Source organism: Amycolatopsis sp. CA-211722, assembly GCF_056828465.1.
In genome coordinates, this window is the sequence record NZ_CP184752.1 from 7,017,085 (window position 1) to 7,037,630 (window position 20,546).

17 protein-coding genes are annotated in these 20,546 nt (G+C 68.2%); 12 read left to right on the forward strand and 5 right to left on the reverse strand.

The window, feature by feature from the left end:
• The 5 genes from ACOCEP_RS33060 (at nucleotide 1) to ACOCEP_RS33080 (ending at nucleotide 6,611) form a co-directional block, all read left to right on the forward strand.
• A complete protein-coding gene (locus ACOCEP_RS33060; RefSeq protein WP_482333171.1) occupies nucleotides 1–981 on the forward strand; it encodes a carbohydrate ABC transporter permease in 981 nt (326 codons plus the stop codon).
• Nucleotides 978–1,835, forward strand: coding sequence for a carbohydrate ABC transporter permease (locus ACOCEP_RS33065; RefSeq protein ID WP_482333172.1), 858 nt, complete (start codon nucleotides 978–980; stop codon nucleotides 1,833–1,835). Before ACOCEP_RS33060 ends, ACOCEP_RS33065 begins: the two co-directional genes overlap by 4 nt.
• A gap of 2 nt (nucleotides 1,836–1,837) precedes the next feature.
• The gene (locus ACOCEP_RS33070; RefSeq protein ID WP_482339864.1) at nucleotides 1,838–3,241 is read left to right on the forward strand and encodes a GH1 family beta-glucosidase; all 1,404 of its coding nucleotides are present in this window, start codon (nucleotides 1,838–1,840) and stop codon (nucleotides 3,239–3,241) included.
• Between the two features lie 242 nt (nucleotides 3,242–3,483).
• Nucleotides 3,484–5,103 (forward strand): ribosomal protection-like ABC-F family protein, encoded by a 1,620-nt coding sequence (gene abc-f, locus ACOCEP_RS33075; RefSeq protein WP_482333174.1) that lies wholly within the window; start codon nucleotides 3,484–3,486, stop codon nucleotides 5,101–5,103.
• 254 nt (nucleotides 5,104–5,357) lie between these two features.
• Entirely contained in the window at nucleotides 5,358–6,611 is a 1,254-nt protein-coding gene (locus ACOCEP_RS33080; RefSeq protein ID WP_482339865.1) for an HNH endonuclease signature motif containing protein, read from the forward strand.
• A gap of 1,108 nt (nucleotides 6,612–7,719) precedes the next feature.
• Here the strand turns inward: ACOCEP_RS33080 and ACOCEP_RS33085 are convergent.
• Nucleotides 7,720–8,064: an MmcQ/YjbR family DNA-binding protein gene (locus ACOCEP_RS33085; protein ID WP_482333175.1), complete on the reverse strand. Its 345-nt coding sequence runs from the start codon at nucleotides 8,062–8,064 to the stop codon at nucleotides 7,720–7,722.
• A gap of 124 nt (nucleotides 8,065–8,188) precedes the next feature.
• Here ACOCEP_RS33085 and ACOCEP_RS33090 point away from each other — a divergent pair, with 124 nt between their 5' ends.
• Both ACOCEP_RS33090 and ACOCEP_RS33095 read left to right on the forward strand, forming a co-directional pair.
• Nucleotides 8,189–8,818: a class I SAM-dependent DNA methyltransferase gene (locus ACOCEP_RS33090; RefSeq protein WP_482333176.1), complete on the forward strand. Its 630-nt coding sequence runs from the start codon at nucleotides 8,189–8,191 to the stop codon at nucleotides 8,816–8,818.
• A 2-nt stretch (nucleotides 8,819–8,820) separates the two neighbouring features.
• Entirely contained in the window at nucleotides 8,821–9,615 is a 795-nt protein-coding gene (locus ACOCEP_RS33095; RefSeq protein ID WP_482333177.1) for a glycosyltransferase family 2 protein, read from the forward strand.
• On the opposite strand, the gene ACOCEP_RS33100 is transcribed toward ACOCEP_RS33095, so the two are convergent.
• A complete protein-coding gene (locus tag ACOCEP_RS33100; RefSeq protein ID WP_482333179.1) occupies nucleotides 9,533–10,132 on the reverse strand; it encodes a TetR/AcrR family transcriptional regulator in 600 nt (199 codons plus the stop codon). The genes ACOCEP_RS33095 and ACOCEP_RS33100 overlap by 83 nt on opposite strands.
• Before the next feature lie 90 nt (nucleotides 10,133–10,222).
• On the opposite strand from ACOCEP_RS33100, the gene ACOCEP_RS33105 reads away from it, so the two are divergent.
• Both ACOCEP_RS33105 and ACOCEP_RS33110 read left to right on the forward strand, forming a co-directional pair.
• Nucleotides 10,223–11,599 carry a cytochrome P450 gene (locus tag ACOCEP_RS33105; RefSeq protein ID WP_482333181.1) on the forward strand — a complete coding sequence of 459 codons (1,377 nt, stop codon included), beginning with the start codon at nucleotides 10,223–10,225 and terminating at the stop codon, nucleotides 11,597–11,599.
• An 83-nt stretch (nucleotides 11,600–11,682) separates the two neighbouring features.
• Nucleotides 11,683–12,135 (forward strand): carboxymuconolactone decarboxylase family protein, encoded by a 453-nt coding sequence (locus ACOCEP_RS33110; protein ID WP_482333183.1) that lies wholly within the window; start codon nucleotides 11,683–11,685, stop codon nucleotides 12,133–12,135.
• A gap of 5 nt (nucleotides 12,136–12,140) precedes the next feature.
• Here ACOCEP_RS33110 and ACOCEP_RS33115 read toward each other — a convergent pair whose 3' ends face one another.
• The gene (locus ACOCEP_RS33115) at nucleotides 12,141–12,878 is read right to left on the reverse strand and encodes a helix-turn-helix transcriptional regulator (protein ID WP_482333185.1); all 738 of its coding nucleotides are present in this window, start codon (nucleotides 12,876–12,878) and stop codon (nucleotides 12,141–12,143) included.
• Between the two features lie 132 nt (nucleotides 12,879–13,010).
• On the opposite strand from ACOCEP_RS33115, the gene folE reads away from it, so the two are divergent.
• Entirely contained in the window at nucleotides 13,011–13,607 is a 597-nt protein-coding gene (gene folE, locus ACOCEP_RS33120; protein WP_482333186.1) for a GTP cyclohydrolase I FolE, read from the forward strand.
• Here folE and ACOCEP_RS33125 read toward each other — a convergent pair.
• Nucleotides 13,597–14,835 carry an MFS transporter gene (locus tag ACOCEP_RS33125; RefSeq protein ID WP_482333187.1) on the reverse strand — a complete coding sequence of 413 codons (1,239 nt, stop codon included), beginning with the start codon at nucleotides 14,833–14,835 and terminating at the stop codon, nucleotides 13,597–13,599. The genes folE and ACOCEP_RS33125 overlap by 11 nt on opposite strands.
• Before the next feature lie 106 nt (nucleotides 14,836–14,941).
• Here ACOCEP_RS33125 and ACOCEP_RS33130 point away from each other — a divergent pair, with 106 nt between their 5' ends.
• On the forward strand, nucleotides 14,942–17,497 hold the full coding sequence (locus tag ACOCEP_RS33130) for a P-loop NTPase fold protein (RefSeq protein ID WP_482333189.1): 2,556 nt from the start codon (nucleotides 14,942–14,944) through the stop codon (nucleotides 17,495–17,497).
• On the opposite strand, the gene ACOCEP_RS33135 is transcribed toward ACOCEP_RS33130, so the two are convergent.
• Nucleotides 17,428–18,078 (reverse strand): flavin reductase family protein, encoded by a 651-nt coding sequence (locus tag ACOCEP_RS33135; protein ID WP_482339866.1) that lies wholly within the window; start codon nucleotides 18,076–18,078, stop codon nucleotides 17,428–17,430. The genes ACOCEP_RS33130 and ACOCEP_RS33135 overlap by 70 nt on opposite strands.
• Before the next feature lie 320 nt (nucleotides 18,079–18,398).
• Between ACOCEP_RS33135 and ACOCEP_RS33140 the strand changes: the two genes are divergently transcribed.
• Complete coding sequence (locus tag ACOCEP_RS33140) at nucleotides 18,399–20,468, forward strand: AMP-binding protein (RefSeq protein WP_482333190.1); 2,070 nt, start codon at nucleotides 18,399–18,401, stop codon at nucleotides 20,466–20,468.
• The last annotated feature ends 78 nt before the right edge of the window (nucleotides 20,469–20,546 follow it).

Sequence of the window (20,546 nt, forward strand, 5' to 3'; positions counted from 1 at the left end):
ATGACCGTCGTGGACAAGATCGCGCCGGACGAGGAGACGGCCGGGGTGCGCACGTCGCCCCGGCCCCCCCTCCGCCATCGGCTGAACCGGTGGGACGTCAAGGTCTCGCCGTACCTCTACATCGCCCCGTTCTTCGTCGTGTTCGGGATCGTCGGGCTGTTCCCGCTGCTCTACACGGCATACGTGTCCCTGTTCAAATGGGAGGCGGGTGACGACGATCCGGCCTTCATCGGGCTGGACAACTTCAAGGAACTGTTCGCCGACACCCAGTTCTGGAACGCGCTCGAGAACACCGTCAGCATCTTCCTGCTCTCCAGCGTTCCGCAGCTGATCATCGCGGTGCTCCTGGCGGCGCTGCTCAGCGCCAGGCTCCGCGGGGCGACCGGCTGGCGCGTCGGTGTCCTGCTGCCCTACGCCGCCAGCCTGGTGGCGCTGGGGATCATCTTCGCGAACCTGTTCGGACCGAAGTACGGGCTGGTCAACGGCCTGCTGCAGACGATCGGACTGGATCCGGTCGACTGGCAGGCCGGCCGGTTCAGCAGTCACGCCGCGATCGCCATCATGGTGAACTGGCGCTGGACCGGGTACAACGCGCTGATCGTGCTCGCGGCGATGCAGGCCATCCCGAAGGAACTGCACGAGGCCGCGCTGATCGACGGCGCGGGCGCCACACGCCGGTTCTTCAGTATCACGCTCCCCCTGCTGAAGCCGACGCTGATCTTCGTCACGATCACCTCGACGATCGGCGGCCTGCAGATCTTCACCGAACCCAAGCTGTTCGACGCCATGCCGGGGTCGAACAACGGCGGTTCGTCCAACCAGTTCCAGACCGTGACGCTGTACCTGTACCAAACGGCCTTCGAGAACTACGAGCTCGGCTATGCCTCGGCGATCGCGTGGGTGCTGTTCGTGATCATCGTGCTGATCGCGCTGGTGAACTTCTTCCTCACCGGCAGGCTCACGGCGGTGAAGAAGAAGTGACGACACTCCACAGTGGACTCAAACGAGGCGTTTCGGCGCTGGGCAAGCCGCGCAGGGCGACCTATGTCGTGCTCACGATCTTCGTGCTGGGCTCGCTCTTCCCGTTCTACTGGTCGTTCCTGGTCGCCAGCCGGGACAGCGGGATGCTCACCGAACGGGTCCCGCCCTTCCTGCCGGGCGGGAACTTCTTCGCCAACGCGGCGAGGGTGTTCGACACCGTGCCGTTCTGGAAGGCGCTCGCGAACAGCCTGATCGTGTCCGGCACGGTCACCCTCACCACGGTGCTGTTCTCGTCGCTGGCCGGGTTCGCCTTCGCCAAACTGCGGTTCCGCGGGCGGAACGGTTTGTTCGTGTTCATCGTCATCACCCTCGCCGTACCGACCCAGCTCGGCATCATCCCGTTGTTCATGGCGATGTCGGAGTTCGGCTGGGCGGGCGGGCTGCAGTCGGTGATCGTGCCCAACCTGGTGACGGCGTTCGGTGTCTTCTGGATGCGTCAGTACACAGTGGACGCCGTCCCGTTCGAGCTGATCGAGGCGGCGCGGGTCGACGGCTGCAGCATGATCCGGATCTTCTGGAACGTCTGCCTGCCCGCGGTCCGCCCGGCGGCGGCGATCCTGGCGATGTTCACGTTCATGACGTCGTGGAACGACTTCCTCTGGCCGCTCGTGGTGCTCGACGCCGGCAACCCCACCGTCCAGCTGGCGCTGGAGAAGCTGCAGAGCGGCTACTACGTCGACTATTCGCTGGTGCTGGCCGGGACCACCCTGGCCACCATCCCGATCCTCATCGTCTTCCTCCTCCTCGGCCGCCAGATCGTGGCCGGGATCATGCAAGGTGCCGTGAAAGGGTGACCATGTCCGCTCATCCCGACAGTGTCCGGGCGAAGACCGCGCTGGAGTTCCCGCCCGGATTCGTGTGGGGCGCCGCCACCGCGGCCTTCCAGGTCGAAGGGGCGACGGCCGCCGACGGCCGGACCGACTCGATCTGGGACGTCTTCGCCCGCCGCCCCGGCGCCGTCGTCGGCGGCGACACCGGAGAACCGGGCGCCGATCACTACCGGCGCTATGCCGAAGACGTCGACCTGATGCGACAGCTCGGGCTCGGCGCGTATCGCTTCTCGCTGTCGTGGCCGAGGATCCGGCCAGATGGCGGCGCGCCGAATCCGCGCGGACTCGCGTTCTACGACCGGCTCGTCGACAAGCTGCTCGAAGCCGGAGTCGAGCCGTGGGCGACGCTGTATCACTGGGATCTCCCCCAATCGCTGGAAGACGAAGGCGGCTGGGCGGCACGCGAGACCGCGTTCCGGTTCGCGGAGTACGCGGAAACGGTCGTGGCGCGCCTGGGCGACCGGGTATCTCGCTGGTCCACCCTGAACGAGCCGTGGTGCGCCGCGATGCTGGGCTACGCGCGTGGCATTCACGCGCCCGGCAGGCAGGAACCCGGCGCCGCCGTCGCGGCCGCGCACCATCTGCTGCTCGGACACGGACTGGCGATGGACGTCCTGCGCCGGCACGCGCCGGCCGCGTCCTCGGGGATCACGCTGAACCTGTACCCGGTGTCGGCGGTCGACCCGTCGTCCACTGTGGACTCCGAAGCCGCGCGCCGGATCGACGGCCTGCAGAACCGGCTGTTCCTGGACCCGGTGCTCCGGGGCTCCTACCCCGAGGATCTGCTGACCGATCTGGCGTCACTCGGTATCGGTGAGCTGGTGCGGGATGGCGACCTCGCGACCATCGCCGCTCCGATCGACTGGCTGGGCGTCAACTACTACCGCGGCTACCAGGTCGCGGGCACCCCGCTGCCCGGCAGTGAACCGGCGGGCGCCGACTGGCTCGGCGCCCCCGACGTCCATTTCGTGCCCGACGAAGCGGCGCCCCGCACCGACTCCGGCTGGGAGGTCCAGCCCTCGCGACTCACCGAATGCCTCCTCCAGGTCCATCGCGACTATCGGCCGATCCCGCTGTACATCACCGAGAACGGCGCGTCCTATCCGGACGCGGTGATCGGCGGGGACATCGCGGACACCGACCGGATCGCCTTCCTCGACTCGCATCTGCGCGCCGCGTACGAGGCGATCGAGGCGGGTGTCGACCTGCGCGGCTACTTCTATTGGTCGCTGCTCGACAACTTCGAATGGGCCGAGGGGTACGCCAAACGGTTCGGCCTCGTCCACGTCGATTACGCGACGCAGCGGCGGACGCCGAAACAGAGCGCGCTCTGGTATGCCCGGGCGATCGGTCTCAACGGGCTGAGCTGACGGCATCGCCATCACCCGCCGGGATTGCGGTGGCCGCGTCCCGGCGGGTCTTGTTATCGTGGAACGGACGTGATCGACGAACGGGAGACTAGACGTGGCAGGTGAAGACGACATCTCCGGGTGAGCCGGAGAAGGCAGGCCACCGGCGTTGACGCCGACGTGGCCACTTTGTCGTCCCCTCGAAGCCACGTCCACCGCGGTGCTGCCTTGAGGCGCCCGCTGTCTTTCACGAGGTCATTTCCATGTCAGACGCCTTCGTCGTCGTGTCCGCGCTCTCCTACTCCTGGCCGGATGACACCCCGGTCTTCGACGACCTGTCCTTCACCGTGCCCGGTGGCCGCACCGGCCTGGTCGCGCCCAACGGGGCGGGCAAGAGCACGCTGCTCAAACTGATCGCCGGCGAACTGCGGCCGGTGTCCGGGTCCGTCTCCACCCAGGGAGTCCTCGGCTACCTGCCGCAGTCGCTGCCGCTCACCGCCGACCTGACCGTGGCCGAGGTGCTGGGCATCGCGCCGCAGCTCGCGGCGCTGAGCGCGATCGAGTCCGGCGACGCGAGCGAGGAACACTTCACCACCATCGGAACCGACTGGGACATCGAGGAACGCACCCGCGCCCAACTCGATCGGCTCGGCCTCGACGGCATCTCCCTGGACCGGAGCCTGCGTACGCTGAGCGGCGGGCAGATCATCTCCCTGGGCCTGGCCGCCCAATTGCTGAAGCGGCCGGACATCCTGCTGCTGGACGAGCCGACCAACAACCTCGACCTCGACGCGCGCCGCAAGCTCTACGGAGTGCTCGAAGACTGGTCCGGCTGCCTGCTGCTGGTGAGCCACGACCGGGAACTGCTCGACCGGATGGACCGGATCGCCGAACTCGACCGCGGCGATCTCCGCTACCACGGCGGGAACTTCACCCAGTACGAAGCGGCCGTCAAGGCGGAGCAAGAGGTCGCCGAACGCAACGTCCGCAGCGCGGAACAAGAGGTCAAACGCGAGAAGCGGGAGATGCAGCAGGCCCGCGAGCGGGCGGCGCGCCGCGCGGGCAACGCCGCCCGGAACCTCGGCAACGCCGGCCTGCCGAAGATCTTCGCCGGCACCATGAAACGCAACGCCCAGGAGTCCGCGGGCAAGGCGAACGAGACGCACGCCGCCAGGGTCAATGAGGCGAAGAACCGCCTGGACGAGGCCGAACGATCTCTCCGCGACGACCAGAAGATCGCGTTGATCCTGCCGGGCACCAACGTCCCCGCCGGGCGCACGATGTTCCAGGGCGAGCACATCCAAGTCCGCTACGGCGACCGGGACGTCTTCGCGGGCGGCGGCGTCGACCTCACGATCCGCGGCCCGGAAAGGATCGCGCTGACCGGCGGAAACGGCACCGGCAAGTCGACCCTCCTGCGGGTGCTCAACGGAGACCTCAAGCCGGACGGCGGCGTGGTGAAACGCGCCGACGGCCGGATCGCGTACCTGTCGCAGCGGCTCGACCTGCTGGACCTCGACCGGACCATCGCGGAGAACTTCGCCACGTTCGCCCCGAGCCTCCCCGAGTCCCAACGGATGACCCTGCTCGCCCGCTTTCTGTTCCGAGGCGCGCGAAGCCAGCTTCCCGTCGGCGTGCTCTCCGGGGGCGAACGACTGCGAGCCACCCTGGCCTGCGTCCTGTTCGCCGAACCCGCGCCGCAACTCCTGCTGCTGGACGAGCCGACCAACAACCTCGACCTGGTCAGCGTCGGGCAGCTGGAGAGCGCGCTGGGGGCGTATCAAGGGGCTTTCGTGGTCGTGAGCCATGACGAGCGGTTCCTTCGGGAGATCAAGGTGGATCGTCGGGTGCGGTTGACCGGCGGAACGCTCGTGGAGTCGTGAGGCTCGCCGGATCTGCTCGTGGCTTGAGGTGTTTCCTTGCCTGCGCGAGCAGGTCCGGTGTCCCGGCCTGGCACTCGACACCCGGCCGATCACTCGAAACTGCGAGTTCCTGGAAGACGCGCAATTAGTCGGCTAATTGCTTTAGGGTAATCGTCGCTTGGCGGCTGTTTCACTCTTCAGTGTTGTTCGCGCACTTTCGCTGGTTGCTTAAAATTACGAACACCTGTTCGACATTGTTGCGGTATTATGGGGAGGTGTCCGAGACTTTTCTTCCCGAGTTGCCGCAGGAGTTGTGGCGTGCCGGCAAGCTGGAGCTTGCCCAGGGCGTGCAGCACACCTTGCAGGTGATCCGGATGGCCAGTGCCGCGTTGGGGCAGTTTCTGGCGGAGATCGAGAATCGGGGCGTCAAAGACCTGTACGGGCATGGCAGCACGGCCAGCTGGTACGCGGACATGGCCGGGTTGTCGCGGGGTGAGGCGGGTGCGGTGGTGAAACGCGCGATCGCGTTGAACCCCACCCGGGCTTTGGACGGCACCGAGGTCCCGCCTGTTGCTCCGGCCACTGCGGCGATGGCGGCGGAAGGCTTGGTCGGGGATGAGCGGATCGACCAGATCCTGGACATCGTGAAACGGCTCCCCGCGGATACTTCTGCCGAGGATCGGGCCACCGCCGAACAGATTCTTGGTGAGCTTGCCCCGAACGCGGGTCCCCGTCAGCTTGTCGAGGCTGAGGCGAAACTGCTGGGCTGGCTCGACCCGGACGGCAACGAACCCAAAGACCCCGAACCCAAAGAACCACGCCGGGAAATCACGCTGGAGCGGCGCAGAGACGGGTTCTGGAAGCTGACCGGGCTGCTGGACGACGAGACCGGGGCCCGCACCGCCGCCGCGTTGGAGGCGTATGGCCAGCCACGGCCGGTGGACGAATTCGGGCAAGCCGATCTGCGGATGAAATGCGAACGTCTGGGCGACGCGTGGGCCGAGCTGCTGGACTTGGCGATCGCCTGCCCCGACCAACCCGGAACCAGCGGCTACCGCACGTTGGTGCACGTCACCATCGGACTTGAGGAGTTGAAGTCCGGCCTCGGGACCGCGTGCCTGGACTTCGTGGGGACGATGACCGCACGGGAAGCACGGCTCGCGGCCTGCGACTGCCTCATGCTGCCGGTCGTGATGAGCACCGCCGGGGAACCTTTGGACGTGGGACGGCTGCGGCGGTTCGTCACACCCGGGCAGCGACGGGCGCTGAACATCCGCGACGGAGGCTGCGCCTTCCCCGGCTGCCATCGGAAACCCAAGAATTGTCACGCCCATCATATTGAGCACTGGGCAGACGGCGGACCCACCGATCTGCGGAATCTCGTGCTGCTGTGCGGCTTTCACCACCGCCTGATCCACCACGGTGACTGGGAAGTACGGATGGCGGCCGACGGGCTACCGGAATTCATTCCACCCCAGTATCGGGATCCGCTCCGACAACCCCGGCGCAACACCCTGCACCACCGCTGAACCCCCGAAGAGCCCGCCAGCCACCCGGCGACGGGCCCTTCGGCATGCCCACAGACAAAAGCCTGCCCAAGCCCAACCCGAGAACCCGCCGCAATCAGCGTGCGACAGTGGAACGCTCGAACCAGCAGAGCACAAGCTCAAGACGAGCGGCTGGTTCCCCGAGTTCACCCACCCCATGACGGAGACCCCGGGGATCGGCCTGCCACCAAGACGACGAGCCACCATGCCCGCCACCCGTAGCCCCTGCCTGACCGGACCGATCACGCACGACTGTGTGGATCTCGGGACAACTGACGTCCCAACGCCAACGAGCCGATCACGACCGAAAGATCGACGCGCACCTACAGCCGGACGCCGCGAGTTCGCCTAGCGCGACACAACCACCCAGCAGAGAGCCCTCGGGGCGTGCAACGGCCCGAGCACCGGCGCACCAAAAGCGCCCGACCACGAACAGCCCGCCGGCGACGGGCGAGAAAAGAAAAGGTCCCGCTTCCGCTCAGCGAAGGCTGGGGGTTCCTGCGAGCAGGAAGCGGGAGTTTATGGCCGGTACGGGGGCCGCCTCTCGGCGAGTGGCTCGACACGGCTCCGGCCGAACCGGTATTCCGTGAAGGCGAAGGGTGAGGCCCGGGGGCACCATCCGTACCGACACTCTCTACAACGCACCACCGTTCGAAATGTTCCCCCCGCACCCATCCCGATTCGCTGTGACCCGCGTCTACACTCCAATGCGAGAAAAAGATCCGCCCCCGCTCTGCGAAGGCCTGGGGGTTACCTGCGAGCGGGAGCGGACAATTCATATAACGCCAACGCGCACCGAAATGTTCCCTTCGAGCGAGTGACCTGCGTCAACCCGGCCGGACAAAAAGACCCGCTCCCGCTCAGCGAAGGCCTGGGGGTTACCTGCGAGCGGAAGCGGGAGCCAAGGCCGATACGGTGGGCCGCCTCTCGGCGAAAGGCACGACATGGCTCCGGCCGAACCGGTATTCCATGAAGGCGAAGGGTGAGGCCCGGGGGCACCATCCGTACCGACACCCTCTACAACGCCACGGCACGGAAAACGTTCCCCGCGAAAGAAGTGACGCGCGTCAACACACGAATGCGGCAACGGTCAGCAGGGCGGCGGAACCCGGTCGATCAGTTCTTCGGGGGCGGACAGCCGCCATGCCTCGTAGACCAATTCGTTCAGCTCGTCGGATTCGATGCCGTCGAGGTACACCACCACCCAGCCGAATCCCCCGGCCGTGAACTGCACCTCGAACACGTCGGGCCGCTCGGCCACGAGGGCTTCCTGTTCCGAGAGCGTCTGCTTCAGGCCGACGGTCTGGGTCCGCGGCCAGAAGTAGCCGAACCGCTTCCCGCGCACGCTGAACGACTCCCACTCCTTCGCGTCGGACCGCTCGACCTCGGCGAGCGACTTCAGCATCCGGTGGAACTCGTCACTCGACACGCTCATCGTGAACCCCAAACCCCAGTATCTCCGTCGGCCTCAGTCTAGGTGGCCGGGTCTGCCCGTCTTTTGAGGACGTCGATCGGTAGATTCGCCGTCGAGAGATCCACTCGATCCGGGGAGCTGCGGAATGGACCGTCCGGCCACGGCGGCAGAGCTGTTCGACGCCATCGGTTCCGCCTACGAAGACGTCTTCGGCCGGGCGCCGGTGGTCGACAAGGCGGTTCGGCAGCTGCTGGACGGCTTGCCGCCGTCATCGAGGGTGCTCGACATCGGCAGCGGCACCGGCAGGCCGGTGGCCGACGAGCTCTCCGCCGCGGGCCATCGGGTGACCGGACTCGACGTGTCGCCGGTGATGATCGAGCTCGCGCGTGAGCAGGTTCCCGCCGCCACCTTCGTCCACGCCGACGTGCGTGAATGGACCTCGCAGCCCGCGTCGTGGGAGGCCGTCTGCGCCTTCTTCCCGTTCCTCCAGATGCCACGCAAGGACACCGAAGCCGTGCTCGCCGCCATCGCGCGCTGGCTGGTGCCGGGCGGGCTTTTCGCTCTGGTCACCGTTCCGCGTGATGCCGAGGAGGTGCCGGCGGAGTTCTTCGGCCGCACCTTCCGCGTGACCAGTTTCGCCCCGGACGACCTCGTCAGGCGGGTCGAGGAGGCCGGGTTGGCGGTCACCGGCACCCACTCGGAGATCTTCACCGCGGACGAGCCCGGGACACCGCCGGAGGAGCACCTCCTGATCACCGCTCGACGGCCGGCCTGATCATGCCGGTCGTCAGCGTGATCACCCCGGTCCACCCGCCGAGCCTGCCCTACTTGACCGAGGCGTACGAATCCCTCGCCGCACAGGAACTCCCGCCGGGCTGGACCTGGGAATGGCTGGTGCAGGAGGACGGCGAGACCGGCCTGCTCGACGGTCTCCTCCCCGTGGACGAGCGCGTACTGCCCGGCTCAGGACGCGGGGGCGGACCGGGAGTCGCGCGGATGCTGGCCCTCTCGCGCGCCTCCGGCGAGCTGATCAAGGCGCTCGACGCGGACGACCTCTTGGCGCCCGGCGCGCTCGCTCGGGACATCTCGGCGCTGGAGGACCCCGGGATCGGCTGGACGACTTGCCGGGTGCTCGACCTCTTTCCCGATGGGTCCACCGCAGGCGTCGACAGCGATCCCGAGGAGGGGCGGATCGAACGCGGCGCCGTCCTGCGCCACTGGCAGCGCAACGGCTACCTCTCGTCGGTGGTGGCCGGGACGCTCTGCATCCGGCGCGACCTGCTGCTGGACCTGGGCGGCTGGATGGCGTTGCCCGCGTCGGAGGACACCGGGCTGATCCTCGCCGCGAACGCCTGCTCCGACGGTTACTTCGTCTCCACGTGTGGCATGTTCTACCGGAAGTGGCCCGGCCAGGTCACCCGGTCCGCGGCACACAACGACGAAGGCGAGCGGCTCGCGCGGATGAAGCTGATCGAGGAACGCGCAGAGATCATGTTGGCACGTCGACGAGGTCGAGCAACGCCTTCGCACACAGATCCCGGATCTCCTCCCGGGTCAGCTTCCGGTCCTTGAGCCAGTCGAGGCAGACCGCGACGACGAAGGCCAGCCAGCCCCGCACGAGCATTCGCAGGGTCTCCGGCGGCTCACCGTCCGGGCACAGCACCTCGAGGATCCGGCGTCCCTGCTCGGCGAAGTTGTTGTCCAAGACCTCGCGCACGCCGTCGACGGCGATCGACGTACCCGAGTGCAGTGCCCGGTAGCCGTCCTCGTTGGCTTCCACGTAACGCAGGTACGCGTCGAGACCCGCGGTCAACTGCTCCGGGACCGGGAGCGTGGGATCGGACTTGGTCATTTCGAGCAGGCGCTCGCCCTGCGCCTTGATGACCTCGGTGACGAAGTCCCGTTTCGTCGGGAAGTAGTGGTACAGCAGGCCGCGCGACACCTCGGCGATGTCCGCGACCTGCTCGATCCACACGTCGTCGTACGGCCGTTCCGCGAACAGGCGGGCGCCGATCCGCAGCAGCTGTTCCCGCCGCTCGGTGGTGCTCAGCCTGCTGCGGGGCTTCCCGGAAGAAGTACTCGGCGCCATCGGGGCATCGTACTTACTTGACACGAGTTCAGTACCAGGCCAGGCTCGCTATTGGATGCCGGTTCAACAGTGCGTGTCAGGAGGAGCTCGATGGCCACCGCTCTCCCCCATCCCCCGCGACGGATCCCGCTGATCGGCGACGTGCTCGGCGTGTCGCCGAAGACGCCGGTCCAGGACTCGATGCGCCACGCCACCGAGCTGGGCCCCGTTTTCGAGCGCAAGGTGTTCGGCCGGAGCATCGTGTTCGTCAACGGGGCCGAGATGGTCGCCGACCTCTCCGACGAGAAGCGTTTCGCGAAGCACGTCACGCCCGCGATCTCGAACCTGCGCCCGCTCGGCGGCGACGGCCTGTTCACCGCGCACAACGAAGAGCCGAACTGGCGGCGCGCGCACGAGATCCTCGCGCCCGCGTTCAGCCGCGACGCCATGCGGCGCTACCACCCGACGATGCTGGCGATCACCCGCGAGCTGCTGACCGCGTGGGACAAGGGTGGCGAGGTCGACGTCGCGGACGACATGACCAAGCTGACGCTGGAGACCATCGGCCGGACAGGATTCGGCTACAGCTTCTCCTCGTTCGAACGCGCCGAGCCGCATCCGTTCGTCGCCGCGATGGTCCGCACACTGCGGCACGCGCAGCGCAGGGCGATCCAGCCGCCGGTCATCGGCCCGCTCCTCAGCCGGAAGGCGAACCAGCGCAACGAAGCCGACCTGGCGTTCCTCCACTCCGTCGTCGCCGACGTCATCGAGGCGCGCCGGAACGACACGAGCACCGAAGACCTGCTCGGGCTGATGCTGAACACCACGCAGCCGAGCACCGGCGAGGCGCTGGACGAGAACAATATCCGGCACCAGATCATCACCTTCCTCGTGGCCGGGCACGAGACCACCTCGGGCGCGTTGTCGTTCGCCCTGTACTACCTGGCCAGGAATCCGGACGTCCTGGCCCGCGCACAGTCCGAAGTGGACAAGGTCTGGGGCGGGAATCCGGACCCGTCCTACGAGGAGGTCGCGAAGCTCCGCTACGTCCGGCGGGTGCTCGACGAAGCGCTCCGGCTCTGGCCGACAGCGCCCGCGTTCGCGCGCCAGGCGCAGGTGGACACGGTCGTCGGCGGCGAGTACCCGATGCGGAAGGGACAGTGGGCGCTGGTCCTCATCCCGGCACTGCACCGTGACCCCGTTTGGGGAGACGATCCGGAGTCGTTCGACCCGGACCGTTTCTCCCCGGAGCGCAACCGTGCCCGCCCGGCGCACGTCTACAAACCTTTCGGCACCGGCGAGCGGGCCTGCATCGGGCGGCAGTTCGCCCTGCACGAGGCGACGCTGGTGCTCGGCATGCTACTGAGCCGGTACGAGCTCCGCGGTGACCCGTCGTATCGGCTGAAGGTGCAGGAGCTGCTGACCCTCAAACCAGAGGGCTTCAAGCTGGAGGTCTCGCTCCGCGACCGGGCGTCGGTGGCCGCCTGAGACTTTCAGAAACCGGTCACATCTCCGTTCCGGGATCCGTCAGTGCGGTGAAAGCAAGACGGAAACCCCGAAGGAGAACGAACATGGAAACCCGCATCCCGAACCCCGCCTTCGCGAACCCCGCCACCTTGAAGGCGTTGATCGCGCTGGCGGAATCGACCGGCGACACCGGTGTCCCGGCCACCACGCACTACCTCATGCACGTCCGCGCGAGCCAGATCAACGGGTGCAGCGGCTGCCTGGAGATGCACACCAAGGAACTGCGCAAGGCGGGCGAGTCCGACGAGCGGATCTTCACCGTGGCGGCGTGGCGCGACACGGCCTACTTCACCGACGCCGAACGGGCGGCGCTCGCGCTGGCGGAGGCCTTGACCCGCATCGCGGACCGGGCCGACCCGGTCGACGACGAGGTCTGGTCCGAGGCGGCTCGGCACTACGACGAAACCCAGCTCTCGAGCCTGGTCCTGTCCATCGCCGCCATCAACACCTGGAACCGGCTCAACGTCGCCACGCGACAGATCGCCGGCGCCGCCTGACCGGCCTACTCGGCCTGCCGCAACTCGACACAGCACTCGGCCGCGCCGGGAACGAGGGCCGCCTCCACGTTCCCGGCGCGCACGCCGGTCAGGAAACCGGCCAGGAAGGCCTGGTTGATCCCGCAGACCAGCTCCGGTGCCTTCGCGGCCAGCGGATGGAACGGGCAGTTCCGCAGCCGGACACAGGTCCTGCTGTCCCGGCTCGGCTCGAAGCCGTACCGGCGAAGCACCCCTTCGGCGACGGTGAGCGCGCGTTCGGCACCGAGCCTGCCGGGACGCGTTCGCGCTCGTTCCTCTTCTCCCGCCGCGACGCCGCGCTCCCCCGCGACCCGAAGCACGGCTTCCCGCGCGGTCTCCCCGCTCCCCTCGGCGAGCACTGCCTCGGCGAGGATGCCGGCCAGGATCTCGTGACGCCGGGCGGGAAGCTGCACCTGAATGGCCTCGCCGACCGGTTCGTAGACCTTCGGCCTGCGCCCCACCTTCACCACGGGGCCGGCCGCGAAGCCGAATCTGAGCAGTCCGGCCGCCACCAGCTTGTCGAGATGGAAGGCGGCGAGCTTGCGAGAGATCCCGACCGCCGCCGCCGCTTCGTCGCGCGTGACGGGGCGCCTCGCGCGCCTGGCGTAGGCGTACATGCCGCGACGGAGATCGTCGTCGAGCGCCGCCACCGCGGCGATGGCGGGGGTGTCGAGGCCGTCCGGGTCGGACGGGCCGGGCAAGTCGGACACTGTCACGTTCACCACGATATCGCCTATCTCAACCGGCGGAACATTCTGGACTGTCGATCTACCATGTAAGATGAGCCGCAGGGTGACAAAAAGCCCAAAAGTCTTGGTTTAATACAACGGGGGATCGTGCTCAGCCTAGGAGGCCAAATGTCCACTCCCGCCTTGCGCGTCGTGCACGAATCCGGGCCGGGGCCGGACCTCGCCGCGGCCGAGGCCGCGGCCGCCGATCTTCTCACCGCACTGGGTATCCCGCTGGATTCGGAGAGTCTCCGCGGGACGCCGGGCCGGATGGCGCGCGCGTACGCCGAGCTGTTCACCCCTCGGCCGTTCGACCTCACGACGTTCCCCAACGACGAGGGTTACGACGAGCTCGTCCTCGCCAGGGGGATCCCGGTCCGGTCGGTCTGCGAGCACCACCTGCTGCCGTTCGTCGGGGTCGCGCACGTGGGCTACCTGCCGGGAGAACGGATTCTCGGCCTGTCCAAGCTGGCCAGGATCGTCGAGCACTTCGCCTGCCGCCCGCAGGTTCAGGAACGGCTCACGAAGCAGGTCGCCGACTGGCTCGAAGAGCAGCTCGAACCGCGTGGCGTCGGCGTGGTGATCGAAGCGGAGCACTCGTGCATGACGTTGCGCGGAGTCCAAGCCGTCGGGTCGAGCACCGTCACCTCGACCCTGCTCGGCACGCTGCGCGAAGACGCTCGTTCGCGCCAGGAATTCTTCGCGCTCACCGGGATCAACGGCTAGCAGTGGGTTCCTGCGCGTAGGCCGCGGAAACGACCGCGCGATCGAACACCCGCCAGGTGAGCGCGGAAACGATCACCGCCACCACGAAACCGGCCCAGTACGGCGTCGTCAGCCCGAACTTCGACGCCACCGCCCCGCCGAGCAGCGCACCGACGCAGTTGCCGCCGGCGATGATGAACAGGCTGGTGCTGCCGACCCGGCCCAGCATGCCGGGCGGGGTGAGCCGCTGGCGCAGGGAACTGCCGACGATTCCCCACAGGGCACCGTGCACCCCGAAGAGGAACAACGTCACCCCGACCACCGGTGCGCTCGTGCTCGTCGCGAGCACCAGATGGGTCCCGGCCTCGATCAGCAGCCCGATCCGCAAGGTCCAGGTCGGCGTGCACCAGGCGATCAGCCGATCGCCCGTGACCGAGCCGAGCAGCCCGCCCACCGCCATGCAGGTGAAGAGCAGGCCGTAACCGACGGAACCCAGCTGGAGCCGTTCCTTCGCGAGCAGCACCAGGACCGAGGTGGCCGCGACGAGCGTCAGGTTCAGCATCCCGATCAGCCCGATCATGGTCCGCAGCAGACGCTGACCGGCGAGCCAGCGGAATCCCTCCGTCAACTCCGCTCGCATCGACCGGCGCGCGACCGGCTCGACGGGCCGTGACCGGTAGGAGCCGGCGATCAGTCCCAGCAGCAGCGCGCTGACCGCGTACGTTCCGGCGTTGAGGTAGAACGGGATGCTCGCCGCGACGCCGAACAGGAATCCGCCCAGCGGTCCGGAAAGCATGCCGTGGGCCAGCGTCGTCCCGGCGTACAGCCGCCCGTTCGCCCGCTCCAGCAACGCCTTCGGCACGATCGCGGGCAGCATCGCCCCGCTCGCCGTCCGGAACACGACCTCGCACGCGTTGATCACGAAGAGCACGGCGTACAGCAAGGCGATACTGACGTCGCCCATCGAGATCGCGACCGCCAGCAACGCGACCGCGGGTACACGGATCCAATCGAGGGTGATCATCAGCTTGCGCCGGTCCACCCGGTCGGCCAGCACCCCGCCGGGCAACGAGAAGAGCAGCCAAGGCAGCCACGCCACGGCGAACCCGCCAGAGACCACGAGCGGTTCGTCGGTGCGGGAGGCGATCAGCAACGGCGCCGCCACTGTCGCGAGACCGCTGCCGAGCGCGGACGTCGTACTCGCCGCCCAGAGCTTCGTGTACCTTCCGTCGAGCCTCTCCCCCGTCATGGGACCAACGTAGCGACCGGTGACCGAGCGGATGCGGGGTTTCACCCACAGCTGAGCGACTGCCCCCTAGACTGCCCTTCCGTTCGGCCTTGGGAGGGGAGCACGGATGGTGCTGGTGCGCGACGTCGATCCGTCGGTTCTGCTGATGAACAAGGCGCCGGGCGAGAAACCCGGGGCCTATCTGCCCAGGGACGTCGACGGTCCGCTCAGGTCGGCGCTCACGACCACGCCGTTCACCCTTCTCGTCCACGAGGTCTACTCGGGTGCGAGGCGTTCGGCCCTGGAAGCCTTGACGACGCTGTTCGCCGGGACGGAACTGGTCATCGAGCCGGAGCTCGACGAGCTCGTGACGGGCAGGCACGACAGCGACGCGGTGCTCTGGCTCGACCGGAAGCTGCCCCAGACCCTCGGCCGCGACCCCGCCGCGGTGGCCAAGTGGCTCGACAAGGATCCTCGGCGCCGCCTTCTGGGGCTGGTCGGCGAAAGCCAATACGATCATCCCGAACTCCGTGCGGCCATCGATCGCCTCGGACCGGCCGTCCTCCACATCGGCCCGGCACTTTCCGCCGTCGAACGCGAGGAAGCCAAGGCGATGTTCCCCGCGTCGGGGCCCATCCGCACGATCGACGAGATCGCCGTCGCGCGAAACCCGGCGAGTTCCGACAGCGAGGAGCCCGATCCGTTCGCCGCCCACGTCGCGGACTACCGGCCCGACACCGACGACGGCGTCGACCGGCTCGGCATCGGCCCCGACGTGCGCATGCTCGCCGACCTCGTGGTCTCGCGGATGATCACCCCTCCCCTGTCGATCGGCCTGTTCGGCAGCTGGGGTTCGGGCAAGAGCTTCTTCATGCGCCAGATGCAACTACGCGTCCGCGAGCTCGCCGATTCCGCGCGAGTGGCCGAAACCGAGGCGGGCACGCACGGGAAGTCCGTGTCCTCCTACTGTTCGAGCGTTCGCCAGATCAGCTTCAACGCGTGGCACTACAGCGAGGCGAACCTCCTCGCCAGCCTCGCGACGCACATCTTCGACAACCTCGCCGCGAGCGGCGCCGAGAACGACCTTCAGCGCCAGGCCGACCTGCTCGCCGAACGCCGCAAGGCCGAGAAGACCCTGCTCGGCAGGCTCAGCGCGGTCCGCCTCGAACGCAGAACCTTGACAGCTCAACAGAAGCAAGCGAAGCGAAGGCGACGGAAGCCGCGCGAATACGTCCGCGCGGTGTTCGACAGCCTCACCGAGGCGGACAAGGCATGGATCGCGTCCAGGATCGGCGTCGACCGGCCCACCGCCGAAGACCTCGAACGGCTGGCACAGGAAACCGGTGGGCTGCGGTCGGACGTCGCCGAATTCTGGCGACGCCTGCGGCAGGACCCGGTCCCGCTGCTGGTCCTGATCGGTGGGCTGGTGACGGTCCTGGTGGTGACGCTGCTCGTCGGCCGGTCGCAGGTGTCCGGAATGCTCGGCGGGCTCACCGTGGTGAGCTCCGCGCTGACCGTCGTCCTGCGGATGCGCGCCAGCGCCGGCCGGATCCACGAAGCGCTCGACAAACTCGGCGGTCCGTCCGAAGAGGACGAAGAGACCGAGCGGCGGCTCGCCGAACTGGACGCCGAATCCGACCGGCTCGAAAAGGCGGTCGCCGAACTCGCGCCGGGGCTGGACCTCGTTTCGTTCGCCGAGTCCAGGGTTTCGGACTACGTCGAGCATCTGGGCGTGGTCTCCTTGCTGCGCAAGGATCTCGAGACGTTCGCGACCATGCTCGCCGAGGTGCCGCACGGTTCGGGGAAGATCGAACGGACCGTGCTGTACGTCGACGACCTCGATCGCTGTCCGCCCAAGGTCGTCGTCCAGGTCCTCGAAGCCATCCATCTCCTGCTGGCGCTGCCGGTGTTCGTCGTCGTGGTCGGCGTCGACTCCCGCTGGCTCAAGAAGGCCGTCGAGCAGCACTACGAGGAGATGCTCGGCGACGATCCCGAATCCTTCGCCGAGAGCTACCTCGAGAAGATCTTCCAGGTGCCGTTCACGTTGTCCCCCATGGACGATCCAGGGTTCGCGGGGCTCGTGCGCGGGCTCGCCGACACCGAGGTCCCGGACGCGGGACCGGCGCCCGCCCCCGCCGGAACGGATCGGGCCACCGGCGACCGTCCCGCCCTGGCCGCGGTCGCTCCGCCTCCTCGCGCGGAAGCACCGGAACCGTCGTCCGAACAGTCCACAATAGACGTACGACCTCCTAGGCTGGTGATCTCACCGGCGGAACTGGATTTCCTGCCGACGCTCGCCCCGCTCATCCGCTCGCCACGGGCCGCGAAGAGACTGCTGAACCTGTACCGCCTGCTGCGGGCGCGTTTCGCCGGTGAGGAACTGGCCGGGTTCCTCGCCGACGGTGACCGCGAAGCACCGTTCCGCGCGGTACTGGTGCTGCTCGCGGTCCACGTCGGGCATCCGGACGCCGTCCGCTGGTTCTCCACCCTCGAAGGGACCGACCCGGAGGACAAGGCCGTCGAGATCGTGTCGTCGATGAACGACCACGAACTGCGGCCGAAGCTCGAACGCGGCCTGTCCGGCGAACTGTGGCCACAGCTGGCCGCGTCCTATCAGCGCTGGCTGCCGCTGGTGAACCGGTTCTCGTTCGCCCGCGATCGCTCGATGTCCGGCCCGCGGTAGAGCCGTTCCGGGATCCGGGCCAGTGTCGACGGATGGACCTGAGGGCCGAGGCCGTAGAGCTTCTGGAAGCTCATGATCAGCGGCCGCCACCGGTCGGGGTCGATCCGGTCTTCGGTACCCGGCATCCGCACCTCGTCGTGGACGTGGACGCGCCGCACACGCACCTCGAACACGAGGACGCCGCCGCGTTGCCGAGGGTCGTCCTCCGCGAGCGGGTGGACGGCTTCGACGACGGCCTCCATCGTCACCGGGCATTCCGCGACGCGCGGCGGCCGGACCGTCTCCGAGGGGACCGGGGTGAGCCCGGCGCGGGCGAACTTGTCGGGTTCGTGCCGGTAGCCGCGTTCGAACTTGCGGGCCGGGACGGGATCCGATCCGGTGGTCAGCGCCAGCCTGTCGACGGCGGCGGCCATCGCGTCGGAAGGGAGATTCAGAACACATTCACGGTTGCGCATGAGATTCTGCGCCGTCTTCGCTTTCGCGCCCAGTCCGAGCATGCCCCGCCAGCCGAGCCAGAACGCCGACGACATCGGGGCCAGGTTCGCCGTGCCCGCTTGGTCGACCGTCGAAAGAAGCACCACCGGGGTGCCGAAGTAGAGGATTCCCGGCTCGATACGGGTGTGCGCGGCCTCGGCCGCCGTCGTGGAAACTGTCACGTCCGTCAGCTTCGCCGCCCCGCGCGCCGGAGGCTGGCGAGAATCGGACGTCGCGATCAACACCGTCGGCGGACGGCAACGCGCCGCCGGAGCACTTACGCTTTCCGAGGTGGCCCTCCTGGGCACGCGATCGTTCGGAGTATTGCGTTCGGCCGATTGCTGGTAGGTTCGCCGAACTTGAACGACGAAGGAGGCGCCGGCAGCGGCCCGGTCAACACCCGAACGCGCGTGGTGAGGCGAATCGCATGCGAGACGATGTGGTCCAGGCGAGCTCGATTCTCGGGCATTCCCCCGGCCAGGTTTGGGAAGTGATCGGCGATCCCGAGTCCTACTCGAGGTTCGTCGCGGAGATCAGCTGGTGCGAGATCCAGCGCCCCGCCGAACGCGGACGCGGTCCGAAATGCCTCGTCCGGCTGGAGCCACGGCCGGGAACACTCGTCGTCGGTGAGATCGAAGCCCGCGTCTGGCGGCCGGGCGAGCACGTCGTCTGGTGCGGGGTCGAGGACGACGGGAACTGGGTCTCGGTCGAACTGCGGCAGGCTCCCGACGGCGGCACGGAACTCACCGCCCAGCTGATGCTTCCTGCTCCGCACGCCGGTCTGGTGTCCGCCGCGTCCTTCAAACGCTCCGTCCGCGCGGCGGCCCGCCGGATCGATCTGCACCTTTCGGGCCGGGCGGCGTCGCCACAGGAAGAACCGGCGCACACCAAGGCCACCACGCTGCACACGGCGAGCACGCTGATCAAGGCCGGGGTGCTCGCGGCCGCGCGCCCGGACAAGATCGCCCGGCAGCTCACGTCGTTGTCGCAATGGGGTGCCACCGTCGCCGGTGGCTACTCGGCCAACGCCGCCCGCGTGCCCGACGACGTCGCGTTGCACGACGAACGCGACGTCCGGACCTTCAAGCAGACGGCCGATCGCAGCAACCAGCTCGCGAACGCGCTCGCGGGCCGCGGAGTGCGCGCCCGCGACCGGATCGCCTTGCTGTGCCGGAACCACGCCGCGATGGTCGAATCGCTGATCGCGTGCAGCAAACTCGGCGTGGACGCGATCCTGCTCAACACCGGGCTTTCCGCCGGCGCGGTCGCGGACGTGATCGGGCTGCACAAACCGGTCGCGGTGCTCGCCGACGACGAGTTCTCCCCGATCATCGCCGGCATCCCCGGCGATTTCCTGCGGCTGTCCACCTGGCCGGAGACCGAGAACGGCTACCCGACGATCGATCAGCTGATCGCCGGGGTGCCCGCCACCAAACTCAAACCGGTGGACCGGATCGGCAGGCTCGTCGTCCTCACGTCGGGCACCACCGGAACCCCGAAGGGCGCACGACGGCCGACGCCGAAGGGGTTGTCGACGTCGGCCGCCATGCTCGACCGCATCCCGCTCCACTCCGGAGACCGGTTCGTGGTGGCCGCGCCGCTGTTCCACAGCTGGGGGCTCGCCGGGATGCAGATCGGGATGGCCGTGCGCGCGTCCCTGTCGCTGATCCGCCGGTTCGACGCCGAGGAGATCCTGCGGACCATCGCCGAACACCGCTGCGGTGTGCTGTTCGCCGTGCCCATCATGTTGCAGCGCATCCTCGATCTGCCGGAACGGATCCGCGCCCGCTACGACCTCTCGTCGCTGCGGATCGTGGCCAGCAGCGGGTCCGCGCTGCCGGGCCCGATCGTCACCGAGTTCATGGACACCTTCGGCGACGTGCTCTACAACTTCTACGGCTCCACCGAGGTTTCGTGGGCCAGCATCGCCACGCCCGAAGACCTGCGCGCCGCGCCGACCACGGCAGGCCGCTGCCCGCCCGGCACCCGCGTCGCCATCCTCGACGACGACCACAATCGTGTCCCGCCGGGCTGGGAGGGACAGATCTTCGTCGGCAACGACATGCTTTTCGAGGGCTACACCGACGGCGCCAGCGTGCCCCGCGCCGAGAACCTGATGGCGACCGGCGACGTCGGTTACCAGGACGCCGCCGGACGGCTCTTCGTCACCGGCCGGGCGGACGAGATGATCGTGTCCGGTGGGGAGAACGTGTCCCCTCGCCCGGTCGAGGAGGCCATCGCCGCCCTGCCCGGCGTCCACGAAGCCGCCGTGATCGGCGTGCCGGATCGCGAGTTCGGGCAACGGTTCGCGGCGTACATCGTGCCGAAACGCGGCGCCCGCATGAGCGCGGACGACGTCCGCGCCTACATCCACCATCGGCTGGCCCGCTTCGCGGTGCCACGGGACGTGTACTTCGTCGAGGAGCTGCCCCGGAACGCGACCGGCAAGGTGCTCAAGCGGTTGCTGAGGGACGAGACCTGGCCGATCGATCAGTGACCCGACGTGCACCGGGACGTAACTCGCGTGATCGAAGCCGTAACTCGCGTGATTGGAGGCGGAAGAGCGTGTTACGCC